This window comes from Streptomyces sp. NEAU-YJ-81, from assembly GCF_017592595.1.
GTDB lineage: Bacteria > Actinomycetota > Actinomycetes > Streptomycetales > Streptomycetaceae > Streptomyces > Streptomyces hygroscopicus_B.
On the sequence record NZ_JAGFNO010000035.1, the window covers coordinates 63,343 to 76,109 of the forward strand.

Genomic DNA, 12,767 nt, shown 5'->3' on the forward strand with positions numbered 1-12,767 from the left:
CAGGATTTGAACCTGCGCCCCCTTGACCCCCATTGTGGCATTGATGACAAGATGGCGCCGATCGCTCGACGGCACTGGACGACAATCCTCAGAGGTGGGCGTACGGCATGCGAGAAGGTGATGCCCGCAATGTGTTCGCCGGCAAGTCCATGGCGGGGACCGTGGTGCAGGCGCGGTCAATCGGCAGGCTGTATGTGCAACAGGGCGGCCCGGAGGCCGAGAGTCAGCCCGTAACGGACATTGCCTGGGTGCGGACCGCCGTCGGGTCAGCAGTGTGGGAGCACGTGCGAGCGGCGAGTGACGTCGCCTTCTTCCGGCGCCAGGTGGGGTTGATCGTCGAGGAGCTAGCCGGGCTGAGCGACGAGGCAGAGCGGACGCTGGGCGCTGATCCGTGGCGAGACCCTGAAGTTGCGGTGCGTTTCGTGGAACGCCTCGAGTGGCTGATGGGCGACGTGGACGACCAAGCGCCGTTAGACCTCTATCCCGCTGAGGCCGCGTTGCTGGTGCTCATTCCATTTTTCTATCGCACACACGCTCTGCGCATGGCGGCCCAGTACTCGGTGGTCGATCCGGCCCGGCTTACACGAATCCCAGACGCGGACGCCGACCGGCAGTCCTACGAAGCGTTCGCTCAGGGGCACGACATGCTCATCAAGCGTGCGTTGCTGCGTCCCGAAGCAGCAGCGCCGATCGGCTGGTGGCTGTTCCACCGATGGATGATGAGCCGGCGCGACCACGCGAGCCAGGACGGGGCACGCGAGCTCCTGGAACTGATCCATGAGCCCGCGCAGGCGCTAGGAGAAACACTCAGCGCCCCCAGGGTGACCAGGTTTCTGCACGGCGTACGGCGCGGGCCGGACGTTTGCAATCCGGAGTTCCTCGACCTGTTCCCGGCCGATAACCGGGTTCGCGCCCCCGGTCATCAACGCATCCGCGAGCAAAGGCTCTTGCTGCTCGTCACGCTGGCCTACGGGGCCTGCCTCGACTTGACCGCCTTGCCAAGCATCGTCGCCGAGCACCTCGGGATCCCGCATCCGGTGGATCTGGGTTTGCTCCGTAGCACCGTGGAGCTGGCCGTTTGGGGCGGCACGCCGAAACTTCCGGTGCTGCGGGCGGAATGCCATCACGAAGCCGTCATCGAAGGGCTGCGTGATCACACGACGCGCGTGGACGAGATCCTGCACGCGGTCAATCGAACAGTGCTGGAACGGATCCCACATCTCATGCCCGCCCTGCCGACCAGACTGTCGGCCGACGGCGTCGTTCCAGCGGAAGGCGCCTTCGACGGCTGGGCTGGCTTCCGCCTCGACGAACGCCGCATCCGTGACCTACTCATGGGCGTCCAGCTCTACAAGGACCGCGATCTGGCAGTCCGCGAGCTGTACCAGAACGCCCTGGACGCTTGTCGGTACCGCCGCGCCAGAACGCAGTACTTGGACCGCCTCACGACGTCGGCTTCCCACTCGTACGAAGGCCGCATCTCGTTCAAACAGGCGACCGACGACGACGGGCGATCGTACCTGGAGTGCCGCGACAACGGCATCGGAATGGGAGATTCCGAACTGCGGGGTGTGTTCTCCCACGCCGGCGCGCGCTTCGCCGAGCAGGCAGACTTCAAGCTGGAGCGGTCCGCCTGGGCCCAAGTCGATCCGCCGGTGGAGTTCCACCCCAACAGCCGCTTCGGCATCGGGGTTTTGAGCTATTTCATGCTTGCGGACGAGATCCGCGTCACCACGTGTCGAATGGGGCCCACCGGCGTGCCAGGCCCGGTACTCGAGGCCTCGATCTTCGGTCCCGGCCATCTGTTCAGGATCGTGAAGCTGACCGAGCGTGGCGAAGAGCCGGGCACCCGGGTCAGGCTGTATCTGCGCGACGAGCCCCGACGGGCCGGTGCTTGGTCTTGCATCGACGTGCTGGAACGCCTACTAGGCATTGCAGAGTTCCCCACAACAGCACGGCAAGGGAAGCGCCACGCCGAGTGGATACCGGGGCAGCTCAAGCCCAGGAAACAACCCGCTGGCGAACGATTCGGGCTCCATACACACGGTGTGCAGGTCGCTTGGGACGATGCGCCAGCAGGCATTCAATTGATCTGGACCGAAAAGGGCGGCGCGCTGCTGGTCGACGGCCTCGTCGTCCAGCCGGCCACCCGCCGTGGCGTGCTCTCGTCGGCCGACTCTGGTCTGACTGGCGTCGTCATCAATCTCTCCGGCAAATTCGCCCCCGAGCAGCTGTCCGCCGACCGCAGTCAAGTCCTTGACGACCTCTCGTCACCACTACAGGAATTGCTGACACACGCCGCTGACGTACTCCTCACCGTAGAAAAGCAGCTGCCCAGCTTCCAATGGCTCTGCCAGGTGGCCCACGGGAGCCTGGAACTGGCAGATATACTAACCGGTGCAACTATCGAAACGGGTCGCCAGCTGCAATATAAGGGGCTATATTTCGACGTCGCACGGACGGGAGTTCTTCCGTCCGACGCCGAACTCATGCAGGATGGGCAGCATCCATACGAAACTCGTAAAGACATACCCTGGTCATTCGCAGGCGAGATACCTGATCATATCTTCCTATGGAGACTACTCGCTCACCAGCCCAACCGGACGCTACAAGAGCTGACGCACTTCTGCCCGGAACTCGCCGATGCCGGTCCCGTGCTCCCCGCGATGCCGTCCGACCAGTTACTGATTACACACAAGGGCGACAACGGTGAATACTGGAACTGGAACCACAGCCTCGGCCCATCATTGAAGGGCTTCACGGATGCTATGAGGCGCTTGAATCTCTCGCCGCGAGCCGTGGCACACCGCGGCGCTCGGCTTGGAATCCATCACTTGCGCCCCGACGGTTTTCCGGATGACCCGCTGATCTCCGAAGCAAACCTCGCTCCGATCATCCAGGACACCTACTATGGAGGATTATTCCTCACAGATGGTTCACCCACGGTAAATGAGCTGATGTTGGGAGCTTCTCGGGCAGACATGAGCGTCACCGAGATGGCCGACAAGTGGCGCGGGATCGGTCGCGAGGTACCGGACGCGGTGGTAAAACTCGCCCTAGCGGCCGAGACCGACACTTTGCTAGTGGTGGACTCGGAAAGCGCCAAGTTTGGATGGCTGAACCCGGGCGAGCCCGTTCCGCCCGGGCGCATTGCTCAGGCAAGCATGGGACTCGGCTTGCCAGTTCCAGAAATTTGCGCCCGGCTACGCGAATACGGTCTCGACTTCGACCACCGTGGGCTGCCCGATCGACCGGGTCAAGCGACCCTAGTTCTACTGCGTAACCACTGTCAACGTCGGCCATGGTTGAGCGGATCGGCGACCATACCTCCGGCGCAGATTCTCATAGCTGCGGAAAAACTGGGCGTCAATCCGAACGCCGTCTGGCAGCAGTACATCGACCTGGGATTTACGCCCCTCACCCCCTTTCCCAGTGATGCCAGAGCGGAGGACCTCTCCCTCTTCGACGACGGCCCAGGTGGTGATGAGCCGGACTACCTTCCACCCGGACCATTCCCCTATCGAATAATATTCAATGCCATTTCCTCCCAGCGTCCGCTGAAAGCCGTGATCAGTCGACTTCAAGATTACGGATTCGTGATCCCGCTCCGCATCCCTGTTCACCTCGACGCGTTGGATGAGGAACTGTTCCAGAGCTTCGGTCCCTGTTCCTGGTGGGACGTGTACACAGGCGACTCAATGCCCTTCGCCAATCTCGTCGTGGCTGCACGATCGCTGCACCGCAGCCCACACGAGATCGCCGAACGCCTCAACTCCTACGGCATACAGCCCTCTTGCCCCGACCTTCCAGAGGGACTCTCCTTTAGCGACGCGCTAGAGCTCCTCATCGTGGACAGGCACGAGGATCACTACCTCTCCAAGGAAAGCAAGGTGTCGCTGCAGGACCTGCTCGATCGATCACGCTCGATGAGGACCACCGTCGCCCAAGTGGTCGCATGGCTCAAGGAATTAGGCATTCCAGTGCCGGATGTCGGGGAGACGGTGCGGACGGCACTCAGGCGCGTCCCGCGCCCCTGAGCTGGGCGTTTCCTGTGGATGGTGAGGTTGCGCTTGCCGAGAATGTCATCCGCCCTGGTCGGATGCCTGCATCGGGACTGGCGGTCGTCGGCCTCGTCGCTCGAGTAGGCGCTCTCGAGTAGTCGGTGGTTCACGCGTCATGATGATCGCTCGTGTTTCGCTGTCTTGAGTGATCAGGTTCCGGCGGTGGCCCAGGCTGTGAGGACGGCCTGGATTTCTTCGGGTTGTGCCTGGTGGGGGGTGTGGGCCGCGAAAACGGTGGGCGATGATCGTGCGGCGGAGCTTGGCTGTCATGTCCTCGAAGGAGGGCTGGGTTTTGGTGGTGTACCAGCGGGCTCTGGCGCGGTGCTCGTCGGTATCGGCGGTGTGCCGCTCGAAAAGTCATCGCTGCACGTCATGCCGCATATCTTGTGCCGCTCGAAAAGTCGTCGTCGCAGGTGGGAGTGGTACGGTGTGCCGCTCGAAAAGTCATCGCCGCAACTGAACGGGGTGCGGTCAGTTCGCTGAGATCATGCCTTGCATGATCGTGTCCTTGTTGTACAAGGTGACCCGGAAGCTGCTGACCGTTCCATCGGTCCTCCTCCGTCGTGGGACGGCGAAGGACGCGGAACTGTTGGTGCTGCGGCACGAGAACGCAGTCCTGCGCCGCCAATTGACCGGACCGGTCCGCTACGAGCCCGCCGACCGGTTCTGGTTCGCCGCCCTGTCCGGGCTGATACCCCGGCGTCACTGGCATGAGGTCTTCCCTGTCACTTCCGGCACCCTGCTGGCCTGGCATCGTCGGTTCGTCGCCGCGAAGTGGGACTACACCGCGCGCCGACGCTGTGGGGCTCGGTTATTCATCGCTGCTGGTCAAACGCCCCACCCGGCGTGCAGAGAGCTGCGACCATGGTGAGATGATCGTGTCGCTTCTGTACCAGGTGACTCGACGCCTTCTCGCCGTCCCGACGGTGCTTCTACGGCGGGACACCTCGAAGGAGGCCGAACTTCTCGTCCTGCGCCATGAAAACGCCGTGCTACGACGCCAACTACAAGCACGAGTACGGTACGGACCCGCGGACCGCCTCTGGTTCGCCTCTCTGTCCTCGCTAATCCCCCGCCGCCGAATCGACCCCGCACCACGCCGCACCGGCCCAACCTGGCGCGAGTTCCTCTCAGCGCAGGCCACCAGTCTGATCGCCTGCGATTTCCTCCACATCGACACCATCAGCCTGCACCGCCTGTACGCCCTGATCTTCCCCGAGCACCACACCCGGCGCCTGCACATCGCCGGCGTCACCGCACACCCGACCGCGGCCTGGACCACCCAGCAAGCCCGCAACCTCGCCACCGACCTCGGCCTACGCATGGACTCACTGCGCTTCCTCATCCGGGACCGCGACAGCAAGTACACCGACGCCTGCGACGCCGTATTCCAAGCCGAGGACATCGAGATCATCAAGACGCCGATCCGCGCGCCGAAAGCCAACGCCCACTGCGAACGAGTGATGGCACCCTCCGCCGAGAAGCCCTCGACCACATACTCATCCTCGACGAAGCTCACGCCCGCCATGTCCTGGCCGAACACCAGAGGCACTACAACGCACACCGCCCCCACCGAGCCCGACACCAACTACCTCCCCAGGCCCACCAACAACCACCTCCGGTCCTGAAACCAGCCAGCCGACGAGTCCTGCGTACCCGCATCCTCGGCGGCGTGATCAACGAGTACAGCTATGCCGCTTGACCAGGAGCGACGACTATTCGAGCCCCACAAGCTTCTGCTGCTGGCGTAGGGCAGGTGCTGGCGGGACTGGACGTATGCCTGCACGAGATCAGCGACGGGCCTGCGCCGTTCGGAAACCCATCGCTGCTGCTCGGAGCAGGTCTGGCGTTCCATCACGGTCTGCTGGAACCCTGTCCGGGTGATCGTCTCTTTGGTGTACCAGGTGGCTCGGAAGCTGCTCGCGTTGCCGGCGTTGTTGTTGCGCCGGGATGCGGCCAAGGACGCGGAACTGCTTGTGCTGCGACACGAGAACGCGGGGCTGCGCAGGCAGCTCACGAGGCCTGTACGGTGAGAGCCAGCGGATCAACTGTGGTTCGCGGCGCTGTCGTCGCTGATCCCCCGGTGCCGGTGGGCGAACATGTTCCCGGTGACGCCCGCGACGCTGTCCGCGGTGGGGCTACCGACGGATCCAGGGCGAACTCACCCGGCCCGGACGCCCGGTCGGCTCGACGACGGTCTGGGAGATCCTCACAGCGGCGGGCATCGATCCAGCCCCATGCCGGGGCTGCCCGACGTGGCGCGAGTTCCTAACCACGCAAGCCGAGTGCATCATCGTCTGCGACTTCTTGCACGTCGAACCTGATCGACCTGCGCCGCGTGTATGCGCTGGTGTTCTCCGAGCATGGCACACGCCGACCGCACATCGCCGGCGTGACAGCCCATCCCACCGGGCCCGGACGGTGCAACAGGCGAGAAACCTCGCCATCGAGTTGGGTGTACGGGTGGACTCGCCGCGCTTCCTGCTTCGCGACCGGGACGCGAAGTACACCGAGTCCTTCGACGCAGTCTTCACGGCCGACGACAGCGAGATCGTGCCGACAGTGCCTCGGACTCCCCGGATGCACGCGCAATGCGAACGGGTCATCGAAACCCTGCGGCGCGAGGTCCTCGACCACCTGCACATATGGAACGAAACCCATGCCCGGCAGATCCTCGAGGCCTACGTCCATCACTACAACCGCCATCTCCCGCACCAGGCCCGGGCACAGCTCCCTCCCCTCGCCCACGAGCACCCGAAGCCCATGAGCGCTCCGACTGCTCACCGGCTCCTACACACCGAATACTCGACGGCATGATCAACGAGTACAGATACCCTGCCTGACCAGTAGCGACGAGTTTCCGAACGGCACACGAACCCGAGAACCTCCACGTAGAAGGTGATCGCCTCGTCGTAGTCACGCACGACCACGGTCACTAATCCAAGATGAGTCACCCGACGATCACGCCGTCGTCCGGTGCACCTCCTCCAACCCGGTGAACCTAATTCCTTGTTAACGGTGCCGCGAGGAGATGTGAGCCTTGCGGTGCTGTTCGAACGCTGGACCGTGACGTCTAAACGTTGCCTGGCGGCTGACGCCTCGCATCAGAGCGGCGGACGGGCCGGCGTATCTCGTGGTGGCGGTCGCGTGGGCGCCGGGTGGATGCCTTCGGCGAACACGGCGTTGATGCCTCCGCATAGAGCGGTGACGCTCGGTGCCTTCGCGGCCGCCGCCACGTCAAACACCCGTCGCATGATCACTCGTTGGTGTTGGTGATGCGAGCCCACCGCACGGTGACCTCTCGAATCGCCCGAGCCGTTCGAGCTCCCACATAGACCGAGGCACGTGGGGTGAGCTGGTGCCACGAACGGCTGCTGAGGTGGCGGACCGGCCATGGGGTCGAGTCCTTGAATTAGGCCGCTGCGTGGCCCGCATGCACTCGTGACCAGCGCAAACAGCTGATGCTCAGGGGAGGAGCAACTTGATCTACTGCGGAATCGACTGGGCCGAACGAACGCACGATGTTGCCCTCGTCGACGACTCCGGCCAGCTGCTGGCCAAGCGGCACATCACCGATGACGCGGCCGGCTACCGGATCCTGCTGGATCTGCTAGCCGAATACGGTGACACCGGAAACAACCCGATCCCGGTGGCGATCGAGACCTCCCGGGGCCCGCTCGTGGCGGTGCTGCGGACCGGCAAGAGGCAGGTCTTCGCGATCAACCCGATGGCCGCCGCCCGCTACCGCGACCGCCACAGCGTCTCCCGCAAAAAGTCGGACCCCGGCGACGCGCTGGTGCTGGCGAACATCCTCCGCACGGACATGCACGCCCACCGCCCCCTGCCCCTGGACAGCGACCTGGCCCAGGCCGTGGCCGTCCTCGCCCGTGCCCAGCAGGACGCGACGTGGAACAAGCAACAGTCCGCCAACCAGCTCCGCTCCTTGCTCCGTGAGTACTACCCGGCCGCCCTGAACGCCTTCGCCAAGTGGAACAACGGCCTGTGCCGGCCCGAGGCCCGCGAACTCCTCAGGACCGCTCCCACCCCCACCAGGGCCGCCCGGCTGACCCGCACGCAGATCTATGCCGCGCTCAAACGCGCCGGCCGCAAACGCGGCATCGAAGCCGAGGCCGACCGGCTCCGCGAGGTCTTCCGGGCCGAGTGGGCCCACCAGCACGCCGCTGGTCGAGGACGCGCTCGGCAAACGGATGCTGGCTCTATTGGTCCAGCTGGAGGCTGCCTGCACCGCAGCCGACGACCTCGCCGAGGCGGTCGAGGAGGTTTTCCCCCAGCACCCGGACGCTGACGTGATCCTCAGCTTCCCTGGTCTCGGCGTCCAGCTCGGCGCCCTGGTGCTCGCCGAGATCGGAGACGACCGGCAGCGGTTCGCCGACGCCCGCGGCCTGAAGGCATACTCCGGCTCCTCACCCATCACCCGAGCCTCCGGGAAGAAGTCGTCCATCACCCGTCGGTGGGTGAAGAACGACCGCCTCAACCACGCCGGCTACCTGTGGGCCTTCTCCGCCATCACAGCCTCACCCGGCGCCAAGGCCCACTACCGCAGGCGGCGCGATGACCACGGAGACTGGCACGCCGCCGCCCAGCGCAATCTGTTCAACCGCCTGATCGGCCAGCTCTACCATTGCCTCCAGAAGCACACACTGTTCGACGAGAACACGGCCTTCCCCACCGAACTCGCGGTCGCCGCTTGACCTGTTAACCGCCTGAGGTGTCTATGCAGTCACAGCACCTAGCCGTCGCGCAGAGGTACCATCCCCCACCAACATGAAAACGACCGAGACGAGGGAGCTTGTGGTGGACACCTCCGCCAGCAACACCACTCTGAAGTCGCAATACGCGGCGCAGATCACCGCCGATCTGGAACGCAACTCCGCCGAACACGAACGCCTCAGCTCTGAAATCACGGCACTGCAGCAGCAACTGTCGGCGCTGGAAAACAACCGGGCGCTCCTGCTCAGCATGCGGCGGACCCTCGGTGACGAAGCCACCGGTGACGTACCCGAGAACACCGACGTCAGCAGCTTGGAGAATGGCTCGTCCGCTGCGCGGAAGACTGCATCGCTGCCAGGAGCACGCAAGCCGAAGAAGAACACCAGCACGACCACCGGCCAGCGGAAGGGGGCAGAGTCGGCCAGGAACCGCCCCAAGCGGGCGCGGAAAGCGGGTGCACCCACCCTCCGGGACCTCATCCGTGACGACCTCGCCCAGCGCGGGGAACCGCGCTCGGCAATCGAGGTCACCGCCGCCCTCACTCAGGCTATTTCTGACCGGGAGATCAAAGCCACTGTCGTGCGCAGCACTCTGGAGTCACTCGTCGCCAAGGGCGAAGCTCACCGCACCAAGCAGAAGCGGTCCGTCTTCTACTCGACTGCCGCCCCAAACACGGCCGCCGGTACAGCGGAGCCCAGCGAAGGAACCCCTTCCTGAGAGGGATTGCACAGAACATCCGGCGTTGCGCCACGCCGTCCGAGAACCCGCGAGCATCACTCACTGGAGGACGCCGATCCTCAGACGGCAGGGAGAGGGAGGGCTTCAGCCCGGACAGCGATCACGACATTGGCGCCCCAGTGCAGGGTGTTGTAGATGGGGGCAGCTGTCGGTGAAGACTCCGGCCAGAGTCTCGGCTTCCTCCTGGATGACTCCGCTTAGCCGTAGGTCGAGGCGGACTCAGGCGTGCCGGGTGGGGTCCTGCGGGTCCCGTTCGTAGCTGACGTGGGCCTGCGCACATCGGGAACCGAAGCGCATCAGGTGCAGCTGTCGAGCATGCCGGTCAACGCGGCACGTTCCTCCTCGTCTGTGGTGAGGGCATATGTGTGCTTGACCGAGATCCACGCACGCGCGTACGTGCAGTGGAAGCTGACCAGGTCAGGCCCAGTCAGCCCCTGGAGTGATGAGCAGTCAACCGCCGTAATTTCCATGACCCAGTTCCGTTGAGCTGACCATGAAGAAGAAGATCTGTGCAGTCGCTGCGACAGCGTTCCTTCTGGGTGGCACTGCCTGCCCCGCGCACGCCGACGCCACCGTCAAGAAGGGCAAGGTGGGTCTGGTGGTCAAGGGCAAGGGGCTATCGGTCAACCAGGCCGGTGGCTGGATGGACGGCCACGGCACCGGCGTCAGGGCCCGCCTCTACAGCGTCTACAAAGGTGTCTGGACCGATATCACCCGTTGGAAGGATGCGACCCCCACATCCGGGGGGATGACGAGGTTCTCGAATGTGAACTGGAGGTTCAACGGGCGGAAATTTTCGAACGGCGCCTGGTTGTGCATCGAGTTCAACAAGACCGACAGTCGGCCCTGTGCGAAGATCCACCGTTGAGCTCAAGGTGGTTGGGCGGGCCCGCGTCCGCCGTTACGGTCGTCGCTCTGGCGGTGTCGAGGAAGTCGGCTGGCCAGGCCTGTCCACTCAGTTACTCCGTGGTGTCGTCGCAAGGCCTGATGTCTGAGTGCTCTCGCAGGCGATGCGGTAGGTAACGCCTTCGCGCGCGGTCGCGACGCACGCGGTCGTAGTCCCGTACTGTCAGGACGGCGCCCGGCCGACCGTCTCCGCCGTCACCTTTGCGCTGGACTGTCCAGCCCAGCGCAAAGGTGAACTCGGACAGTTCCTGCTCGGCGCCATGTGAGCGGGGCGTCGATGACGACTGCGGACCTGACCAGGCCGGTGAATCGGAAGCCGTGCGGCAGTTGGTGTGTCCGACCAGTTGGTGTCCTGGCCTTCCGCCGACCGCAGCAGGCGCAGTCGCGGATGTGCCAGCGTTCGTACCGCTCGGGCGTCACCGCGTTCAGTCCCCGTCGGTGAGCCGGACCCGGGTAGGGCGCTGGGCGACAAGGTTGATGCGCCGCCCAGCGCGACCGCGGCCGTGCGGCGCACCGAGGGCTGCTCCGCGGTGTGAGTCAGGGGGTGATGGACTGAGGTCCTTGAGGGCCGAGGTTGCGGCGGTAGCGCTCTAGGGAGCGGTGCCAGCGGGTTTCGAGACCTGTGAGGAGGCGGGCGTCGATACTCGCGGTGACGTGAGAGTAGATGTCGTCGATCTTGCCTTCCATGATGTGGCCGAGTCTGCGTGCCTGTGCGACTTGGGGGACGCCGTCTTCGATCAACCAGGTTTTGTGGGAGTGTCGCAGTCCGTGAAAGGTCAGTTCCTTTCGGATGGGGGGCCATGTCTCATCGCGGTAGCGTCCGCCGCTCACAGCCGGGGCCCAGAGGCGGCGTTGGAAGCCGGAGCGACGGAGATGCTTGCCGCGCAGTGTGGTGAAGACGAAGGGGCGGGAGGAAGCAGCGAGGTCGGTATTCAGAAGTTGGGTGAGGAAGGATGGGAGGGTGACGGTGCGGACGCTCGCGTGGGTTTTGGGGTGACCGAGGGTGAGGTGGCCGTTGACTTCGTGGAGGGCTCCGGCATCGGCGGTGATGTGGATGCGTCCGTGTGTGAGGTCGAGGTTGTCGCGGTGGAGGCCGGCGAGTTCTCCCCAGCGCATGCCGGTGTAGGCGGCGGTGATCACCAGCAGACATTGATTGCGGGAGGCTAGACGAAGGATGCGGTGGGCGATGGTCAGGACTTGATGTTCGTCAGCCCAGGCACGCTCGTGCCGTGGTTCTACGCGTCCTCGTCCCCGTTTGCGGGGGCGTACCGGGTTGGTGGTCAGGAGGCGGTTGTCGACGGCGTCGGCCATGAGCATGGCGAAGAGTTTGCGGAGGCTGGTGATGGTGGTGGCAGCGTAGGTGTCGCGGAGTCGGTTGAGCCAGATCTGGACGTCTGCGGGGGTGATCTGGTCGACGGGGGTGGTGCCCCAGCGGGGCAGGATGTGGCGGGTGAGCAGGCTGCGGTAGAAGGCTTCGGTGTTGGGGCCGACGTCTACGGTTTGCCACCAGATCTCGGCCCATTCGGCCACTGCCACCGTGGGCTCCGAGGTGGTGTTGTGGCCAGTCGGTCGGAATGGGGCGGTCGGCGCGGCAGGTGGGGGCGTGGGTTGGCTGTGCTGTCTCGGTGTTTCAGCCTCGGGGTTGGTGGTCAGTTGTTCGGCGTGAGTGAGGGCGGCTTGTTTAATTTCGAAGGTGCCGGGGACGCTGCCTGCTTTGCCGTCCGGCTTCCAGTACCGTACGCGCCATTTGTTGCCACGTCGTTCGACCCATGCCATGAGCAGGCTCCTTGCGGTGTGCGGTGAGCAGGAGGCGACCGATCGGTCGCCGGGCGTCCATGGACGCTCGGCGGGCGGGCGGAGCGGAGTCGCCCTGTCGGGTGAACGTGGGTCAGGATTTGGCTGGGTGGCGCGGTCCACGAGCGCCGTTGCGGATGATGGCGTTCAGGTCGTCGTTTGAGAACCGGAGATGGCGTCCGACTTTGGTGTAGGGGATCTGGTCTGCGGCGGCTTTCTTTCGCAGCCAGGAGGGCGGGACCTGCAGCAGGAGAGCGGCTTGTTGCGCAGTGTGCAGCAGCTGGTAGGGATGGGGTGTGTTCGAGTCCGGCTCGGAGGGTGTGGGAGGGGCTGGCCTGACGTCCGGGTGGTGTGCCGAGGCGGTTGCGTCCGTTACGGAGGGGTGATCGGCTCCGTGGGCAGAGTTGCGACGGGCGCGCGCGCTTGCTACGCGGTCCGTGAGCAAAGGGGGGCGCATGCCGGCGGGCGTGGGGGTGTGGTGCGGTTTCTGCACTGTGATCCTCGGTGTGAATCTCCAGTGGTACGTAAGGCGTGGTG

The 12,767-nt window shown here is 64.7% G+C and carries 9 protein-coding genes and 1 pseudogene; 7 read left to right on the forward strand and 3 right to left on the reverse strand.

The genetic code is table 11. The features are described 5' to 3' along the window. The first annotated feature begins 107 nt into the window (after positions 1-107). From J5X86_RS42850 to J5X86_RS53085, 4 genes are all read left to right on the forward strand, one after another. On the forward strand, positions 108-4,037 hold the full coding sequence (locus J5X86_RS42850; RefSeq protein WP_208522032.1) for an ATP-binding protein: 3,930 nt from the start codon (positions 108-110) through the stop codon (positions 4,035-4,037). A 520-nt stretch (positions 4,038-4,557) separates the two neighbouring features. Next, a complete protein-coding gene (locus J5X86_RS42855) occupies positions 4,558-4,932 on the forward strand; it encodes an integrase (protein ID WP_374229400.1) in 375 nt (124 codons plus the stop codon). A 630-nt stretch (positions 4,933-5,562) separates the two neighbouring features. Next, positions 5,563-5,763 carry a hypothetical protein gene (locus J5X86_RS53080; RefSeq protein ID WP_374229406.1) on the forward strand — a complete coding sequence of 67 codons (201 nt, stop codon included), beginning with the start codon at positions 5,563-5,565 and terminating at the stop codon, positions 5,761-5,763. 719 nt (positions 5,764-6,482) lie between these two features. Further along, positions 6,483-6,878 carry an integrase core domain-containing protein gene (locus J5X86_RS53085; protein WP_374229401.1) on the forward strand — a complete coding sequence of 132 codons (396 nt, stop codon included), beginning with the start codon at positions 6,483-6,485 and terminating at the stop codon, positions 6,876-6,878. On the opposite strand, the gene J5X86_RS53090 is transcribed toward J5X86_RS53085, so the two are convergent. After that, entirely contained in the window at positions 6,842-7,015 is a 174-nt protein-coding gene (locus J5X86_RS53090; RefSeq protein ID WP_374229403.1) for a VOC family protein, read from the reverse strand. The two genes, J5X86_RS53085 and J5X86_RS53090, sit on opposite strands and share 37 nt — an antisense overlap. 527 nt (positions 7,016-7,542) lie before the next feature. Between J5X86_RS53090 and J5X86_RS42870 the strand changes: the two are divergent. The 3 genes and pseudogenes from J5X86_RS42870 to J5X86_RS42880 all read left to right on the forward strand — a co-directional run bounded on the left by J5X86_RS42870 (position 7,543) and on the right by J5X86_RS42880 (position 10,398). Further along, positions 7,543-8,773, forward strand: a pseudogene (locus tag J5X86_RS42870) (IS110 family transposase). Positions 8,774-8,876: 103 nt separating this feature from the next. Further along, entirely contained in the window at positions 8,877-9,509 is a 633-nt protein-coding gene (locus J5X86_RS42875) for a hypothetical protein (protein WP_308124886.1), read from the forward strand. Between the two features lie 514 nt (positions 9,510-10,023). Continuing rightward, positions 10,024-10,398 (forward strand): hypothetical protein, encoded by a 375-nt coding sequence (locus J5X86_RS42880; protein ID WP_208522033.1) that lies wholly within the window; start codon positions 10,024-10,026, stop codon positions 10,396-10,398. Positions 10,399-10,973: 575 nt separating this feature from the next. Here the strand turns inward: J5X86_RS42880 and J5X86_RS42885 are convergent. Further along, entirely contained in the window at positions 10,974-12,212 is a 1,239-nt protein-coding gene (locus J5X86_RS42885) for a tyrosine-type recombinase/integrase (protein ID WP_208522034.1), read from the reverse strand. Between the two features lie 112 nt (positions 12,213-12,324). After that, positions 12,325-12,687, reverse strand: a complete 363-nt coding sequence (locus J5X86_RS53095) for a helix-turn-helix domain-containing protein (RefSeq protein ID WP_374229407.1) — start codon at positions 12,685-12,687, stop codon at positions 12,325-12,327. Between the last annotated feature and the right edge of the window lie 80 nt (positions 12,688-12,767).